The organism is Streptomyces cirratus, from assembly GCF_014650775.1.
GTDB lineage: Bacteria > Actinomycetota > Actinomycetes > Streptomycetales > Streptomycetaceae > Streptomyces > Streptomyces cirratus.
This window is the reverse complement of sequence record NZ_BMVP01000007.1, coordinates 161,592-177,720: the sequence shown is the minus strand read 5'-3', so window position 1 is coordinate 177,720 and position 16,129 is coordinate 161,592. Positions and strand designations below refer to the sequence as shown.

The window sequence follows — 16,129 nt, the reverse complement described above, 5'->3', positions numbered from 1 at the left end:
CACAGCAGCCCAGCAGCAAATCCCCGCCGAGAGGTTCATCCATGGCAGGCGAGACCGTCATCACGGTCGTCGGCAATCTCGTCGACGACCCCGAGCTGCGCTTCACCCCCTCGGGTGCGGCGGTCGCGAAGTTCCGTGTCGCGTCCACCCCCCGCACCTTCGACCGTCAGACCAATGAGTGGAAGGACGGCGAGAGCCTGTTCCTGACCTGCTCGGTATGGCGGCAGGCGGCGGAGAACGTCGCCGAGTCCCTCCAGCGAGGCATGCGCGTCATCGTGCAGGGCCGGCTGAGGCAGCGGTCGTACGAGGACCGTGAGGGTGTCAAGCGCACGGTCTACGAGCTGGACGTCGAGGAAGTCGGCCCCAGCTTGAAGAACGCCACGGCCAAGGTCGCCAAGACCACGGGTCGCGGTGGCCAGGGTGGGTACGGCGGCGGTCAGCCGCAGGCCGGCGGCGGCAACTGGGGCGGAGCCCCCAGTGGCGGCGCGCCTCAGGGCGGCGGAGCTCCCTCCGACGACCCGTGGGCGTCCAGCGCGCCGGCCGGCGGCCAGCAGCAGGGCGGCGGCGGGGGCGGCTGGGGCGGAAGCTCCGGCGGCTCCGGCGGCTCCGGCGGTGGCTACTCGGACGAGCCGCCCTTCTAGGGCAGCTCGCATCCCCACTTCTTGATCACACAGGAGAGACACAATGGCGAAGCCGCCTGTGCGCAAGCCTAAGAAGAAGGTCTGCGCGTTCTGCAAGGACAAGACCGCTTACGTGGACTACAAGGACACGAACATGCTGCGGAAGTTCATTTCCGACCGCGGCAAGATCCGTGCCCGCCGCGTTACCGGCAACTGCACGCAGCACCAGCGTGACGTCGCCACGGCCGTGAAGAACAGCCGTGAGATGGCGCTGCTGCCCTACACGTCCACCGCGCGATAAGGAAAGGGTGACCGACTAATGAAGATCATCCTGACCCACGAGGTCAATGGCCTCGGTGCCGCTGGCGACGTCGTCGACGTCAAGGACGGGTACGCCCGCAATTACCTGATCCCGCGTCGCTTCGCGATCCGCTGGACCAAGGGTGGCGAGCAGGACGTGGCGCAGATCCGCCGCGCCCGCAAGATCCACGAGATCGCGACCATCGAGCAGGCCAACGAGATCAAGGCCAAGCTCGAGGGCGTCAAGGTGCGCCTGGCCACCCGCTCGGGTGACGCCGGCCGTCTCTTCGGTTCCGTCACGCAGTCCGACATCGCTTCGGCGATCGAGGCTTCGGGTGGCCCGAAGGTCGACAAGCGCCGCGTTGAGCTCGGCTCGCCGATCAAGACCCTCGGTTCGTACCAGGTCTCCGTGCGTCTGCACGCCGAGGTCCTCGCGAACGTGGGCGTCGAGGTCGTCGCCGCCTAAGTGCTGCGCACGAAGGGCCGCACCCCAGTGGGGTGCGGCCCTTCGTCGTTTCCCGGGCTCTTCGTTTCACGTGAAACACGCTGTTTCACGTGAAACCGAGCGTGAAGCCGAGGGTGATCGAGCGAGCGGTGTTTCACGTGAAACCACGCCTGTCCGGTGTCAGCGGGTGGCGCCGGCCACCAGCCACCGGCCCGAGCGGGCGCGCAGCTGGAGAGTCGCCATACGGACCACCATCATCAACGTCATGGCCCACCAGAGGGCGGTGAGGCCGCCTCCGAGGCCCGGCAGAATCAGCGCGGCCGGAGTGAAGACGGCCAGGGTCAGTAGCATCGCACCGGCGAGGTAGCGGCCGTCGCCCGCGCCCATCAGGACTCCGTCGAGAACGAAAACGATGCCGCAGACCGGCTGGGAGACGGCGAGTACCAGCAGAGAGGGGAGCAGGGTGTCCTTTACGAGAGGATCACTCGTGAAGAGCGGCACGAAGACGGGCCGCGCCAGAATGACGAGCAGACCCAGTACGAGGCCGCCGATGATCCCCCACCGCACCATTCGCCGACACAGGGCCTTGGCTCCTTCGATGTCCCCGGCACCCAGATAGCGGCCGATGATGGCTTGGCCGGCGATCGCGAGCGCATCCAGCGCGAAGGCCAGCAGTGTCCACAGCGAGAGCAAGATCTGGTGGGCGGCGATGTCCGCGTCGCCCAATCGGGTGGCCACGGCAGTCGCGATCATCAGAATGGCGCGCAGGGACAGGGTGCGGACCAGCAGCGGCGCGCCCGCCCGTGCGCAGGCGCGGATGCCTGCCGCGTCCGGCCGCAGCGTGGCGCCGTGCCGACGGGCGCCGCGGATGACCATGACGAGGTAGACGGCGGCCATGGCGCACTGGGCAATGACAGTGCCCCACGCGGACCCGGCGATGCCGAGGCCGGCACCGTAGACGAGCGCCAGGTTCAGGACCCCGTTGAGAGTGAACCCGCCGATGGCGACATAGAGCGGCGTGCGCGTGTCCTGGAGACCGCGGATCACGCCGGTCGCCGCCAGCACCATGAGCATGGCCGGGATGCCCAGCGCGGAGATCCGCAGGTAGGTGACCGCGTACGGGGTGACCGTGTCGGAAGCCCCGAAGAGGGAGATCAGCCATGGCGCAGCGGGCAGGACGACGGCTATGACGGCGGCACCGAGCAGTAGGGCCAGCCAGATTCCGTCCATGCCCTGCCGGATGGCGGCTTGGAGGTCACCTGCGCCGACCCGTCGGGCGACGGCTGCGGTGGTGGCGTACGCCAGGAAGACGAAGACGCTCACCGCGGTGGTGAGCAGGGCGGCTGCGACGCCCAGGCCGGCCAGCTGTGGGGTACCGAGGTGTCCGACGATGGCGCTGTCGGCCATCACGAAGAGCGGCTCGGCGACGAGCGCGCCGAAGGCCGGGAGGGCAAGCGCGAGGATCTCGCGGTCATGCCGTCTCGGGTCCGCTTCCGGTGCTGTGGAGGCCTGTTTCATACGCCCAATCTAATCTTCCACAGGTAATAGATACAACCGATCTAGGACCCTTACTGAGCCACTGACTTGGAAGTTCTGCGCACCCCTTTGGAGGCGATCTTGAGACAGTGGCCAAGAATTTTCTCCCCCACAGCCTGAGGAAGAAGAAAGTGCAGGTCAGCTGACCACTGGGAGCGGTCAGGTGATTTTGTCCACAGCGTCGTCCCCCGGTCCGTGCACAGCTTCGGCCGACTTACCCACAGCATTGGTGCCGTCGTCCACATCTCATCCACACAGCCTGTGGATAACAAGATTGGCTGACGTCGTCCGCGGCCCTACCGTTGTGCGTTGCCCCGATGCGCCCACAGCCGATCCGGGGTCCCCGAATGTCAGAGCCGTGCCCTAGAAAGAGTGGCACGGCGAGGTCCGCGTTGCGGACGGGAGGAGGCGGCCCGGTGAGTATGCCCGAGCCCATGGACGACCCCTGGGCCGACAGCGGTCCGGGTGACCGTCTGCCCGCCCGCTCCCGCCGCAACGGTGACGGCCGCGGCCGCGGAGACGACCAGTCGGACCGCGGGCGCGAGAGCGGCTCCTGGGACGGTGGGGGCGGCGGCTTCGAACGGGTCCCGCCCCAGGACCTCGATGCCGAGCAGTCGGTCCTCGGCGGCATGCTGCTGTCCAAAGACGCCATCGCCGACGTGGTCGAGGTGCTCAAGGGGCACGACTTCTACCGGCCGTCACACGAGACGATCTACCAGGCCATCCTCGACCTGTACGCCAAGGGAGAGCCCGCCGACCCGATCACCGTCGGCGCGGAGCTGACCCGGCGCGGCGAGATCAGCAAGGTGGGCGGCGCCGCTTACCTGCACACCCTGGTGCAGTCCGTACCGACGGCGGCAAATGCCGAGTACTACGCGGAGATCGTCCACGAGAGAGCCGTGCTGCGTCGCCTGGTCGCCGCCGGCACCAAGATCACGCAGATGGGGTACGCAGCGGACGGCGACGTCGACGAGATCGTCAACAGCGCCCAAGCCGAGATCTACGCGGTCACCGAGCAGCGGACGTCGGAGGACTACCTGCCACTGGGCGACATCATGGAAGGCGCCCTCGACGAGATCGAGGCGATCGGCTCGCGCAGCGGCCAGATGTCCGGGGTTCCCACCGGTTTCACCGACCTCGACTCCCTGACCAATGGTTTGCACCCCGGTCAGATGATCGTCATCGCGGCGCGCCCCGCGATGGGCAAGTCGACGCTCGCCCTGGACTTCGCCCGCGCCTGCTCCATCAAGAGCAACCTGCCCAGCGTCATCTTCTCCCTGGAAATGGGGCGCAACGAGATCGCGATGCGCCTCCTCTCGGCGGAAGCCAGGGTCGCGCTGCACCACATGCGCTCCGGCACCATGACGGACGACGACTGGACCCGGCTGGCCCGTCGGATGCCCGACGTCTCCGCCGCACCCTTGTACATCGACGACTCACCCAACCTGTCGATGATGGAGATCCGCGCGAAGTGCCGTCGGCTCAAGCAGCGCAACGACCTCTCGCTCGTCGTCATCGACTACCTCCAGCTGATGCAGTCCGGCGGCTCGCGCCGTCCCGAAAGCCGCCAGCAGGAGGTCTCGGACATGTCGCGAAACCTCAAGCTGCTGGCGAAGGAGCTGGAGGTCCCGGTCATCGCCCTGTCCCAGCTGAACCGTGGACCCGAGCAGCGCACGGACAAGAAGCCCATGGTCTCCGACCTGCGTGAGTCCGGATCGATCGAGCAGGACGCGGACATGGTGATCCTGCTGCACCGTGAGGACGCGTACGAGAAGGAGTCGCCCCGCGCGGGTGAGGCCGACCTGATCGTGGCCAAGCACCGTAACGGTCCGACGGCGACGATCACCGTGGCCTTCCAGGGCCACTATTCGAGGTTCGTGGACATGGCCAACACGTAGCATCCGATCATGTCTGCTGTATCTGATGACCACCAACTGCTTCCCGCCACCCGTCGCGCGCTGAGGCACCGGATCGCGCTGGCACAAAGCGAGGGACGTGCGCCGTCCGTCGTCGCGGCCGTGGTGCGCGGCGGGGAGGTGGTCTGGGAAGGGTCCCGGACCTCCGTCGAAGGACACGGCCCGGACGGGAACGTGCAGTACCGGATCGGGTCGATCACCAAGACGTTCACCGCCGTACTGGTGATGCGCCTGCGGGACGAGGGGCTGCTGGAACTCGGTGACCGGCTGGAGAAGCACCTGCCGGGTACGGGGGCCGGGGAGGTGACCGTCCGCCAGTTGCTGGCCCACACGGGCGGCCTGGCGGCCGAGACGCCGGGCGAGTGGTGGGAGCGGTCGCCGGCCGGCCTGCGGCCGACGCTGGGGGCCGTGCTGGGAGACGCGCCGTTCCTTTTCGAGCCGGGCTTGCGCCACCACTACTCCAACCCGGGCTACACCCTGCTCGGTTCGCTCGTCGAGGCCCTGCGCGGAAAGCCCTGGGAGGAGGTGCTCCGAGCGGAGTTGCTGGAGCCCCTGGGACTGGACCGTACGACGGTCGGCCCGCAGACACCGCACGCCGGCGGCTGGGCCGTGCACCCGTGGGCGGACGTGATGATGCCCGAGCCGGTCGAGGACCTCGGGATCATGGCGTCGGCCGGTCAACTGTGGTCCACCACCACCGATCTCGCCCGGTTCGCGGCATTCCTCGTGCGGGGTGACGCCCGAGTGCTGAGCGCGGAATCACTCCGGGAAATGCGTACACCGGCCGTCGCTCCAGAGTCGGGTGCCACCGCGAACGGCTACGGCCTCGGGCTGCAAGTACTGGACCACGGTGGGCGCTCTCTCGCCGGACACGGGGGATCGCTGCCCGGGTTCGTCGCCGGGCTGTGGCTGAGTGAGTCGGACGACGTGGCCGCGGTGGTGCTGGCGAACTGCACCTCCGGACTGCCCGCCACCACCGTTGCCGTGGACCTGGTGGGGATCGTTGCGGAGGCCGAGCCCCGTATCCCCGAACCATGGCGACCCTTCCTCGGGTCGGATCCCGTGGCGCTCGAGCTGTGCGGCCCCTGGTACTGGGGCACCGCGGCCCAGGTCGTGCGGCTGACGGCGGACGGGCTGCTGGAGCTGGGCCCGATGGGACCCGCCGGTCGCACGGCCAGGTTCCACGCCGAGCAGGACGGCAGCTGGACGGGACTGAACGGCTATTACGCGGGTGAGACACTGCGCGCGGTACGGCGGGCGGACGGTTCCGTGAGCCACCTCGATCTTGGTTCGTTCGTGTTCACCCGGGAACCGTACGACGCCGGGGCCCCGGTTCCGGGTGGCGTGGACCCCCAGGGCTGGCGCGGCATCGGCTAGGCGGCCCGGAGCGCGAGCAGTGGTCCGGGCGGCCGTTGCTCAGGAGACCGACTCGTCAGGAGACCAGCTCGCGCTCCAGCGGAGTGCGGAAGCGGGGAGTGATCCGGGCGTCCCCGATCCATTCGGCGAGGCGGCCGGCTTCGGTGGCCACGGCCCGCTCAGCGGCGTGGCCCGGGTTTCCCAACAACCGCCAGACGATCCGGCCGTCACCGCGCTGAGCCCAGCCGCCGATGATCTCGCCGTTCCACCACACGGTCGGCCCGATGTTGCCGGCGTAGTCGAACAGGGAGGCTCGGAAGGCGGGATCCAGGTGGAAGCCGCGGTCGGCCCAGCCCATACCGCTGGGGTCCAGCGCCGGAAGCAGGGCGGCCCAAGGCTCCGGGGCGGGCTCGGGGAGGGTGTCGCCGGGGCTGACGAGTGCAGTGGTGCCGTCGTCCAGGCGCACTGGTTCCGCGCCGATGGCGGCGAGTGCCTTCCGCGCGTCGGTCAGGGTCCAGCCGGTCCACCACTTGAAGTCGGCCTCGGTGGCCGGACCGTACGCGTGCAGCCAGCGGCCGGCGATCTCGGCGCGGGCCTCGGCAACGGGAACGGCCGGCCAGGGCTCGGTGTGGACCCAGCGGTACTGGCTGGAGGTCCAGGCCCCGCGGGGACGGTCGCGCCGGATCCGCCCGTCGGCCGCCAGGAGACGGATGACGCGGGTTGCGACACCGGTCTCCGCCTCGTACTTCTTGCCCCGGCCGACGGTGATCTTCCGACGCAGCGCTGGTACGGCGGCGGACAGCTGGCTGCCGGTCGAAGCACCTCGGGTGTCGAGCGCGTCGAGGGTGGCCCGCTCCGCCTCGGCCAGCCAGGCGGCGTCGAGGCCCTGGCCGTCTTCTTCGAGGTGCTTGAGCAGGCTCCGGCGCTCCTTGACCGCGATGGCCCGGGCCGTGGACGAGTCGACGTGGGGCGCGAGTTCCGTGGAGACGGCGAACAGCGTATTGCGCATGCTCAGCAACCGGACCAGGCTCACGTCTGCGTAGAGGGCCTGCTCGATCGCGGCGGGGTTGCTCGCGGTGAGCCGTGCACGGGCGGAAAGGAATACGGTCGCGGCGTCGGTGGCGTGCAGGGCGACGACGGCGTCCGCCGCCTGGACGACGGTGGCCGCGCGCGCCGAAGGAGCCAGGCAGTGGCGGCGGCCCAGCCGGTGACGGCGCTCGGCCTGTGTGATGAGGGGGAGGGCGGCATTCACCCTCCTGATCGTAGGCCGGGCCACGGACAGCGGCCCGGCCGTCCGAGCGGCCCTCAGAGCGCGAGTTTGAATCCGACGTGGGAGGCGGTGAAGCCGAGCCGTGCATAGAAGCGGTGCGCGTCGGTCCGTGTGACGTCCGAGGTGAGCTGGACCAGCGCACAGTTCTCCTGGCGGGACCGCTCGATCGCCCATTCGATGAAGCGTGTGCCCAGACCGGTGCCCCGTTCATCGGCGTGAACGCGAACCCCCTCGATGATGGAGCGGGTGGCACCCCTTCGGGAGAGCCCGGGGACGATGGTGAGTTGGAGGGTACCTACGACCCGCTCACCTCGGACGGCGACCATCACGTGCTGGTGGGGATCGTCCGTCAGTCTCTTGAGGGCCTCGACGTAGGGAGCGAGGTCGTCCGGGGATTCGCGGGCCGCCCCGAGCGGGTCGTCGGCGAGCATGGAGACGATCTCGGGCAGATCGGCCTCGGTGGCGGGGCGGATGGTCAACTCGGTGTCGTCGGCCATGGTGGTTCCTTCCTCAGCTGGCGGCGACGGTGATCGGAGCCCAGCGCCGCGTCCAGTCGCCCGGGAGAGGAGCGATGTCCCGGGTCATCACGGCATTGACGGCCAGAGAGCCGAGACCGCGGGCCTTGAGCCACTCGATGAGCCCTTCGTGGCGTGTGTCGACATCGGTACGCAACGGTCGCTCGGTGGTAGCCGCCAGTGCGGTGACCAGCGCTCGGGCGGTGGCCGCTTCTTGGGCGACCAGCGGCCCGATCACATGGGTCTCCATGTTGGGCCAGATGGCGGCGTAGCCGATCAGGTCACCGGAGGCGTCCTCGGCGACGAACAGCCTGTCTGAGAAAGCCGGCAGTCGCGTCAGCAGGTGGGTGCGATCGGTACCGGACACCTCCGTGTCCAAGTGGACGATTCGGGCGAGGTCTTCGGCGGTGGCCGGTCTGACGATGTCGGCTCCGGATCCGGACGGTGCGGGGTCCGGTTGGAAGTGTCCCTGCAGCATCTCCGCGCTGCCGATGACATCGAAGCCGAGTTCCTCGTAGAGCGGGCGTCCGTAGGGTGTGGCGTGGAGAGTGAGCGGGACGCCCTTGAGGACGTCGTCGCAGATGTACGTCATGAGGCGGCGCCCCAGGCCTTGTCGGGCGTACCGGTCGGCGACGAGAACCATGCCGATCGCCGCAAGCTCCGGATCGGCATGTGGCCGGCCGTACCGGGTGACGACGCACACCGCGGCGAGTCCTGTGCCGTCGGGAGCGTCGATGCCATAGCCGTCCCCGGCCGCAAGGAGGAATCCCCATTTGTGGTCCTCGCGGGGCCAGCCACGGTCCTCGGAGAGGTCGGCGCAGTGGCGGAGATCGTTCAGGGCCAGTGAGCGGATCGGGAGGTCGGTGAGCTCTGGTGGTGTCACCGACTCAGCCTGGATCATGACACGGAGGCCGTCCAGAGGATTTGGCAGACCAAGGTGCTCTGCACGCAGGACGTTTCACGTGAAACATCCCGCGATGTCGCCCGCTCCGGCAACGTGTAGCGTGAAGCCCGCCTGTGTTTCACGTGAAACAGGCTGTTTCACGTGAAACGTGGAGGCTAGCCTCGACGACTATGACGCGTCTGCACCTCTTCGATCTCGACGGCACCCTGATGTACGGATCGGCGGCACCCGTCGAGATCTCCCGGCAGATTGGCGTCACCCTGGAAATCGCCGAGCTCGAAAGGGCCTTCGCCGCACGGGAGATCGGTCCGCACGAGTTCTCCCTGGCGGCCCACGCCTTGTGGTCCGACCTTACGGCTGCCCACGTCAGGGCGGCGTTCGACGGTGCCCCGTGGCTTGAGGGGATCCGAGAGGTATGGCGGGAGATCAGGGAACGTGGTGACCTCTGCGCGGTGATCTCACTGTCTCCCTCGTTCTTCGTCGAATTGCTCCTGGAGTGGGGAGCGGATGCCGCGCACGGCTCGGTGTACCCCGCAGTCCCCTTCGCCGGGCCCATGGACGTCACCGGGATCCTCACCCCCGAGGGGAAGGTCGACGTCGCAGACCGGTTGTGCGCCCGGTTCGGAGTCAGCCGGAACGACTGCGTCGCGTACGGCGACTCCCTGACCGATTCAGTGCTCTTCGAGGCGGTGCCGGTATCGGTAGCGGTCAATGCGCAGCCGTACCTCGCGGAGCGGGCTACCTACACCTACCAAGGACGCGACCTCCGTGAGGCATACCAGCTCGTGGGGACGACACGTCACGAAGTCGCCGCATCTTAGGGGGACAGGGGGATACAAGCGCCAAGTTTCCTCATTCACCCGCGGGGCACACGGTCCGCTGGCACGCTGTAAAGCCCGGAACCACGGATTCGACCGTGGTGTGTGCAGACCGACCGACATGCTCTAAGCGAGGCACCGCATGGACGCTCCGCCCACCAGACCGGCAAGACGGGGGACGGACCGGATACCGTCCGGCGCCGGGGTGACCGAGCCCTCCCCCGATGCCGTAATCATCCGCAAAACGCTCGCGGAGATCGCTCCCATCGCCGACAAGGTCACTTCGTACTTCTATGCCCTGATGTTCACACGGCACCCCGAGGTGCGGGACATGTTCCCCGTGGCCATGGACGCCCAGCGCGACCGGCTGTTGAAGGCACTCCTCACGGCCGCCGAACACATCGACGATCCCGAGGTACTCACCCCTTATCTACGCCGACTCGGCACCGGACACCGCAAGTACGGCACCATGGCCGGCCACTACCCCATGGTGGGCGAGGCACTGATGGGGGCGCTGTCCCGGTACGCGCAGCTGACCTGGGGGCCCGAAACCGAGGCCGCATGGGTAAGGGCGTACACCGCGATTTCCCAGATCATGATCGACGCGGCGGCCGAGGACGAGTTCAGGGCGCCGGCCTGGTGGCATGCGGAAGTGGTCGCCCACGATCTGCGGACGCCGGACATCGCGGTGCTGACGGTGCGCCCTGACCGTCCGTACGCCTTCCTGGCGGGCCAGTACACCAGCTTGGAGACCCCGTGGTGGCCGAGGGTCTGGCGGCATTACTCCTTTGCCTCCGCCCCGCGCGCCGACGGATTGCTGTCCTTCCACGTCAAGGCCGTTCCGGCGGGTTGGGTCTCGAACGCCCTGGTACGTCACGCCCGGCCGGGCGATGTCCTACGCCTGGGGCCGCCGGCCGGATCGATGGTGGTGGACCACAGCACGGACAACGGGATGCTCTGTCTCGGCGGCGGAACGGGCATCGCTCCGATCAAGGCTTTGATCGAGGATGTGGCAGAGCACGGTGAACGGCGCCGGATGGAGGTCTTCTTCGGGGCGCGCAGCGACACCGACCTCTACGACAAGGACACCCTGCTCGGGCTCCAGCGCTCGCATCCCTGGCTTTCGGTGCGTCCGGTCGTCGGAGAAGGGCTTGCGGGGCAGCTGCCCCAGGCCGTCGGTGAGAACGGGCCCTGGAGCTCGTACGACGCCTTCATCTCGGGACCACCGGCCATGATCCGCAGCGGTGTGGACGCCCTCAAGCGGATCGGGATTCCGTGGGAAAGGATCCGCTACGACTCGGTCGAGGAGCTGGTGGGCGCCGCCGGCTGACCCGGCCCCCGTCGACCGGTTCCTCGGTCGATCACCCCAGGTCTGGGGCGTGCATCGCCCGTACACCTTCGATGTTGCCGTCGAGGTAGTGGCGCAGGGACAGCGGGACGAGGTGGACCGCCGCGATGCCGACCCGGCTGAACGGCACGCGGACGATCTCGTACTCGCCCTCGGGCTCGTCGATCTCCGGGCCGTGCCGTTGGGCGGGGTCCATGGATTCCAGACGGCAGACGAAGAAGTGCTGCACTTTGACGCCGGTCACTCCGCCGTCGGCGATGTGCTCGACGGTGTCCACGAAGCAGGGCACCACATCGATGATCTTGGCGCCGAGTTCTTCGTGTACTTCCCGGTGCAGGGCGTCGACAACGGTCGCGTCCGTGGGCTCCACTCCCCCGCCGGGAGTGAGCCAGTACGGGTCGACGCCGGGCTTGGTGCGCTTGATGAGGATCAGGTCGTCACCGTCGAGCAGGATCGCGCGGGCGGTGCGTTTGACCACGGGACGTTCGGTCATGGGAGAAGAGTGGCCCACTCTTCCGCTTCTGAAACGCCTGGCGGTGAAACGCGCGGTTTCGGCGATCTGTAGTCCGCGGCGGCGGATCACCAGTCCACGGCGGCGCGCAGCAGCCGGTCATGGGCTCGGGCGAGATGGGCAAGTGCCAGACTGCCGGTCCGCACGACGACGAACCAGGTGCGCAGGGGCGGTACCGCGGGCTCCAGCAGAGAGACGATCTGGCCGCGGTCGAGGGCGTCCTGGCAGAGATAGCGGGGCAGAACGGCGAGCCCCGCCCCGGCCCGGACGCACTCCCGTACGGCCCTGAGGTCGGGCACGACGACGGTGGCGGCGGCTTCCGGAAGCGCGTCGAAGACGGCGGCCCAGTAGCGCGTGATGAGGGGGAGGCTCTCGTGGACCTCCACGACCGGGATCCCTTCGAGGGCGGCCGGGCTGCCGGCGTCCTTGTCGCGCAGCAGGTCCGGGTCGACGAGTGCGGCCCAGTAGGGCGCGGCGACGAGGACCTGTTCCTCGTCGCACAGGGCGGTGGCGGTGACCGGCCCCCCACGTGGCCGTGCGGTGGTGACCACGAGGTCGTGCTGCCCGGCGGACAGCCCGTCGAGGGCCTCCTCGGCGTCGGCCTTGAGCGCGGTGCGCAGGGTCTGGCCTTGACCGACCAGAGGGGCGAGGGCGGGAAGCACGCGCTGGCACACGAACTCGGGGGGCCCGGCGATGTGCAGCGTGCGTAAGGCGCCGGCGGCCTCGCGCTCCGTCTCGGCAATGCGCAGCAGCGCGTCGAGGTGCGGGGCGGCTTTGTGAGCGAGCTCGTCACCGATGGCGGTGGGCGTGACCCCTCGGGCCCGGCGGTGGAAGAGCGGTCGGCCCAGTTGCCGTTCGAGGGTGCGGATCTGCGAGGTGACGGCGGGCTGGGACAGCCCGAGGAGTGCGGCGGCCCGGGTGAACGAGCCGGCCCGGTGCACCGCGACGAAGGTACGCAGCAGGGCCAGGTCCATGGCGGCCCCTCTCGTTGGGGCCTTCAACTATAAATATGCCGATAGGCCCCTGTCGCTACCGTGATTGGACTCTGACGCTGAGTCAACTAGCCTTGTCAATGTGGTTCTTCACCGAGGGAACCAAGGGGTGGTCCGAGCCAAGAGGGGGGAGGCTCGGACCACTCCTGCTCGTCCACTCAGCCGTGCCGGTCCGCCGAATCAAGGGCCCGCAGTACGTCTGCGATCAGGTCGTCGGTGTCCTCGGCTCCGGCCGAGAAGCGGATGAAGCCTTCCGGCACGGCGTCGCCGCCCCACCGTCCGCGCCGCTCGGCGGTGGACCGCACTCCACCGAAACTCGTGGCGTCCTCCACCAGGCGCAGGGCGCTCATGAAGCGTTCCGCGTGCGCACGGTCGGAAAGGGTGAACGAGAGCACCGACCCGAAGCCGCTCATCTGCAGGGTGGCCGTCTTGTGCGAGGGGTCCGATGACAGTCCGGGATAGCGCAGCCCGGTCACATCGGCGCGCTCGCGAAGCGCTTCGGCGAGTGCCAGTGCGTTGGCCCATTGGCGCTGTGCCCGGAGCTGGATCGTGGCCAGCGAGCGGTGGGCCAGCCAGGCTTCCATCGGTCCCGGGATGGCTCCGACGATCTTGCGCCAGCGGCGGACCGCTGCGGCCAACTGAGGGTCGCGGCAGGTGACGTAGCCGATCAGGAGGTCACCGTGGCCGGTGAGTCCCTTGGTGCCGCTGGCGACGGAGAAGTCCGCGCCGAGTTCCAGCGGCCGCTGTCCGAGCGGGGTGGCGAGTGTGTTGTCGACCGCGACCAGGGTGGAGCCGGCGTGCGCGGCGGCGACCAGGCGTCGTACGTCGCACACGTCGAGGCCGGGGTTGGACGGCGTCTCGATCCAGAGCAGCCGGGCTCCGTCGAGTTCCGAGAGCTGGGCATCACCACCGGTCGGGGCCGTGCGGACGTGGATTCCGTACGCCGTGAGCTGCTCCTGGAGCAGCGGCAGTGCCTGGTAGCCGTCGGAGGGCAGGGTGACGGTGTCGCCCGATCGGGTCTGCGACAGGAGGACCGCTGAGATGGCGGCCATGCCGGAAGCGAAGACGACGGTTTCCACGCCGTCCTGCCCCGGGGCCTCCAGCTCGCTGATGGCCCGTTCCAGCAGGGTCCAGGTCGGGTTGCTGTCCCGGGCGTACGCGTACGGTCCCTCGACGTCGCCGGGGAGGTGGAAGTGGGCGGCGAAGACGGGCCCCGGCAACGGCGGCTCGTTCTTCACGGGGTCGGGCAGCCCGGCGCGGACGGCCCGGGTCCCATCGCCGTACCGGTCCGCCGATGCGGCGCGATGATCGTTCATGGGGTGGGCTCCTTCAACACACGCGGTACGTAGCCGGTCAGCTCTTGTCGGGCAGGGCGAGGTTCACGGCCCAGGAGACGACGGAGATGATCAGGCCGCCGGTGATCGCGGTCCAGAACCCTTCGACATGGAAGCTGAGGTCGAACTGCTTGGCGAGCCAGGAGGTCAGCAACAGCATCAGGGCGTTCACCACGAGGGTGAACAGGCCGAGCGTGAGTATGAAGAGCGGCAGCGAGAGCAGCTTCACCACGGGCTTGACGATGAAGTTGACCAGGCCGAAGACCAGAGCCACCAGGACCAGGGTGAGGACCCGGTTGCCGGTGCTGTCCCCGCCTTCGTCGAGCGTGATGCCGGCGACCAGCCAGATGGCCACGGCCAGGGCCGCCGCGTTGGCGAGCGTCTTGACTACGAAGTTCGTCATGGGTCCGATCGTTGCAGAGAAGACCCTGGTGGGACATCGTCAGATCAGCGGATTCCACGGCACTGCGGAACAAGGGGTAGGACAAGCATGAAAGCCTTCCGGCTGGATGAGCTCGAAGCGGAACGGGCTGCGAATGACGGCGCGTACCTGCAGTTCCTGAGAGAGCGCAACATGTCGGTCGGGCTGTACGCGCTCGACGCCGGACAGAGCGACCCCCAGCAGCCGCATCACCAGGACGAGGTGTACTTCGTCGTGAGCGGCAGGGCCTCGATCACGGTCGGGGAGGAAACGACGACGGTGGCCAACGGGAGCGTCGTCTACGTCCCGGCCGGAGTGCCGCACAGGTTCCACCACATCACCGAGCCGCTGAAAGTGATGGTGGTGTTCTCCCCGCCGGAGGGCTGAGGGTCGGGCCCCTGATCCCCCTAAGGGTCGGATCAGGGGGTTCCGAGGGCTCGGGGGCACCCGGACGAGACCGTGGCCTCCTAGCATCGAAAGCAGGAAGTCACCGACGAGGAAAAGGTTGTGGACATGGACGGGATCCGAGCGATGTTCGAGGGCATGCCCTGGTGGGTCAAGTGGGTCGCCGTTCCGCTGCTGGCACTGTTCGTCTTCGGTGGAGTCATCACGACCATCCTCGGGACACTGATCGCCTTCGTCTTCAAGCTGCTGCTCTTCGCAGCCCTTGTCGGCGGACTGGTCTTCGTGGTCAAGAAGTTCACCCGCGGTGGATCGAAGTCCTCCGCCGGTGAGTGGTAGGACACGCCAACCGGGCAGTACCGGGATTAACCCAGGTGAGGGAACGTGGGGGGTGAAACCTCTCATCGGACCTGGACCGACGGCTACAGTGCCAGTCTGGGCCGTCCCTGGGTACCCCTAGCGGTATCACCGTTCTGACCTGCGGTTATCTCCGTCAGCTGTCGAGCGCGACCCCCAGGATCCACGGCATACGCGGGGGCGGCCCCCGCAGGGCGGGCCACCCTGGAGCCCGCCTTCACGCCTGGGGGTGAGCTTTGTCCGCAGTCCACAACGCTGGTGTGCCGACGCTGATCGGTTCGGTGCAGAGGGCGCTGAGACTGCTCGAAGCAGTGGGTGCCCACGGCGACGGAGCTCCGGCGAAACAACTGGCACGTGAAGCCGGCCTTCCGCTTCCCACCGCGTACCACCTGCTGCGCACCTTGACCCATGAGGGCTACCTGCGCCGCGAAGGCGGCGTCTTCGTGCTCGGTGACGCCGCTTGGCGCCTGGCGCGCGGTGGATTGCAGCAGAAACGTCGCAGCATGATCGTGGACTCCCTCGCGCACTTCCGCGACGTGGTCGGGGCTCCCGTCTACTTCGCGGTCTACCGGGAGGGTGAGATCGAGGTGGTGGGCGTATCGGACACTCCAGCCGCCCCCGCCTGCGAGGAGTGGGCCGATTTCCGTGAGACCGGCCACGCACACGCCATCGGCCAGTGCCTTCTCGGCCAACTCGACGAGAAGGCGCGCAGGGACCACTACGACCGGCATCCGGTCGGTGCGGTCACCCCATACACCCTGCGGGACGAACGCGCTCTGGAACAACGCCTGGCCTCCCTCCAGCGCATGGAGCCGGTTACGGAGCGTCAGGAATATGTATTGGGCACAGTGTGCGCCGCCATCCCGATTACGGCGGGAGATGCCGCTGCAACCATGGCGATTTCGTTCCCTTTGCACCAAGAAGACCGTTTGCGCTATGCAGTTGACCGCCTGCGTAGAGAAGTAGGCGCGCTGTTGAACACCCTCTCCTTCTCTATCAGTATCTGAAATCTCACTCCTTGTGATCTGCTAGCGCTTACACCACTCTTGTCAAGAGGGCCCATGGGGGGACCATTCCTGGCCAC

At 68.2% G+C, this 16,129-nt stretch carries 18 protein-coding genes; 10 read left to right on the top strand and 8 right to left on the bottom strand.

What is annotated here, in order from left to right:
* Nucleotides 1-41: 41 nt before the first annotated feature.
* From IE207_RS19705 to rplI, 3 genes are read left to right on the top strand one after another with little or no spacing between them, the layout of a single operon-like run.
* Nucleotides 42-641 (top strand): single-stranded DNA-binding protein, encoded by a 600-nt coding sequence (locus tag IE207_RS19705; RefSeq protein WP_190185561.1) that lies wholly within the window; start codon nt 42-44, stop codon nt 639-641.
* Nucleotides 642-684: 43 nt separating this feature from the next.
* Entirely contained in the window at nt 685-921 is a 237-nt protein-coding gene (rpsR, locus tag IE207_RS19700; RefSeq protein WP_005315025.1) for a 30S ribosomal protein S18, read from the top strand.
* An 18-nt stretch (nt 922-939) separates the two neighbouring features.
* Entirely contained in the window at nt 940-1,386 is a 447-nt protein-coding gene (gene rplI / locus IE207_RS19695) for a 50S ribosomal protein L9 (RefSeq protein WP_136210369.1), read from the top strand.
* A 159-nt stretch (nt 1,387-1,545) separates the two neighbouring features.
* Here the strand turns inward: rplI and IE207_RS19690 are convergent, their stop codons facing one another.
* Complete coding sequence (locus IE207_RS19690; RefSeq protein ID WP_190185560.1) at nt 1,546-2,883, bottom strand: MATE family efflux transporter; 1,338 nt, start codon at nt 2,881-2,883, stop codon at nt 1,546-1,548.
* A gap of 452 nt (nt 2,884-3,335) precedes the next feature.
* On the opposite strand from IE207_RS19690, the gene dnaB reads away from it, so the two are divergent.
* Nucleotides 3,336-4,799, top strand: coding sequence for a replicative DNA helicase (gene dnaB, locus IE207_RS19685; RefSeq protein ID WP_190185689.1), 1,464 nt, complete (start codon nt 3,336-3,338; stop codon nt 4,797-4,799).
* Between the two features lie 9 nt (nt 4,800-4,808).
* The gene (locus IE207_RS19680; RefSeq protein ID WP_190185559.1) at nt 4,809-6,194 is read left to right on the top strand and encodes a serine hydrolase domain-containing protein; all 1,386 of its coding nucleotides are present in this window, start codon (nt 4,809-4,811) and stop codon (nt 6,192-6,194) included.
* Nucleotides 6,195-6,249: 55 nt separating this feature from the next.
* Here the strand turns inward: IE207_RS19680 and IE207_RS19675 are convergent, their stop codons facing one another.
* The 3 genes from IE207_RS19675 to IE207_RS19665 are packed head-to-tail and all read right to left on the bottom strand — an operon-like array spanning nt 6,250 to nt 8,859.
* Entirely contained in the window at nt 6,250-7,425 is a 1,176-nt protein-coding gene (locus IE207_RS19675; RefSeq protein ID WP_190185558.1) for a winged helix DNA-binding domain-containing protein, read from the bottom strand.
* Nucleotides 7,426-7,478: 53 nt separating this feature from the next.
* Nucleotides 7,479-7,940, bottom strand: a complete 462-nt coding sequence (locus IE207_RS19670) for a GNAT family N-acetyltransferase (protein WP_190185557.1) — start codon at nt 7,938-7,940, stop codon at nt 7,479-7,481.
* A 13-nt stretch (nt 7,941-7,953) separates the two neighbouring features.
* Nucleotides 7,954-8,859 (bottom strand): GNAT family N-acetyltransferase, encoded by a 906-nt coding sequence (locus IE207_RS19665; protein ID WP_190185556.1) that lies wholly within the window; start codon nt 8,857-8,859, stop codon nt 7,954-7,956.
* A gap of 173 nt (nt 8,860-9,032) precedes the next feature.
* On the opposite strand from IE207_RS19665, the gene IE207_RS19660 reads away from it, so the two are divergent.
* Entirely contained in the window at nt 9,033-9,683 is a 651-nt protein-coding gene (locus tag IE207_RS19660; protein WP_190185555.1) for an HAD family hydrolase, read from the top strand.
* A 202-nt stretch (nt 9,684-9,885) separates the two neighbouring features.
* Complete coding sequence (locus IE207_RS19655) at nt 9,886-11,010, top strand: globin domain-containing protein (protein WP_373304736.1); 1,125 nt, start codon at nt 9,886-9,888, stop codon at nt 11,008-11,010.
* 31 nt (nt 11,011-11,041) lie between these two features.
* On the opposite strand, the gene IE207_RS19650 is transcribed toward IE207_RS19655, so the two are convergent.
* The 4 genes from IE207_RS19650 to IE207_RS19635 all read right to left on the bottom strand — a co-directional run bounded on the left by IE207_RS19650 (nt 11,042) and on the right by IE207_RS19635 (nt 14,268).
* Nucleotides 11,042-11,521, bottom strand: a complete 480-nt coding sequence (locus tag IE207_RS19650; protein ID WP_190185553.1) for an NUDIX domain-containing protein — start codon at nt 11,519-11,521, stop codon at nt 11,042-11,044.
* Nucleotides 11,522-11,607: 86 nt separating this feature from the next.
* A complete protein-coding gene (locus IE207_RS19645) occupies nt 11,608-12,513 on the bottom strand; it encodes a LysR family transcriptional regulator (protein ID WP_190185552.1) in 906 nt (301 codons plus the stop codon).
* A gap of 176 nt (nt 12,514-12,689) precedes the next feature.
* Nucleotides 12,690-13,847 carry a cystathionine gamma-lyase gene (locus IE207_RS19640; RefSeq protein WP_190185551.1) on the bottom strand — a complete coding sequence of 386 codons (1,158 nt, stop codon included), beginning with the start codon at nt 13,845-13,847 and terminating at the stop codon, nt 12,690-12,692.
* A 37-nt stretch (nt 13,848-13,884) separates the two neighbouring features.
* Nucleotides 13,885-14,268, bottom strand: coding sequence for a phage holin family protein (locus IE207_RS19635; protein ID WP_190185550.1), 384 nt, complete (start codon nt 14,266-14,268; stop codon nt 13,885-13,887).
* 87 nt (nt 14,269-14,355) lie between these two features.
* On the opposite strand from IE207_RS19635, the gene IE207_RS19630 reads away from it, so the two are divergent.
* The 3 genes from IE207_RS19630 (at nt 14,356) to IE207_RS19620 (ending at nt 16,052) form a co-directional block, all read left to right on the top strand.
* A complete protein-coding gene (locus tag IE207_RS19630; RefSeq protein ID WP_190185549.1) occupies nt 14,356-14,673 on the top strand; it encodes a cupin domain-containing protein in 318 nt (105 codons plus the stop codon).
* A 126-nt stretch (nt 14,674-14,799) separates the two neighbouring features.
* Nucleotides 14,800-15,027: a DUF5326 family protein gene (locus tag IE207_RS19625; RefSeq protein ID WP_373304735.1), complete on the top strand. Its 228-nt coding sequence runs from the start codon at nt 14,800-14,802 to the stop codon at nt 15,025-15,027.
* A 287-nt stretch (nt 15,028-15,314) separates the two neighbouring features.
* Nucleotides 15,315-16,052, top strand: a complete 738-nt coding sequence (locus IE207_RS19620) for an IclR family transcriptional regulator (RefSeq protein WP_229873840.1) — start codon at nt 15,315-15,317, stop codon at nt 16,050-16,052.
* The last annotated feature ends 77 nt before the right edge of the window (nt 16,053-16,129 follow it).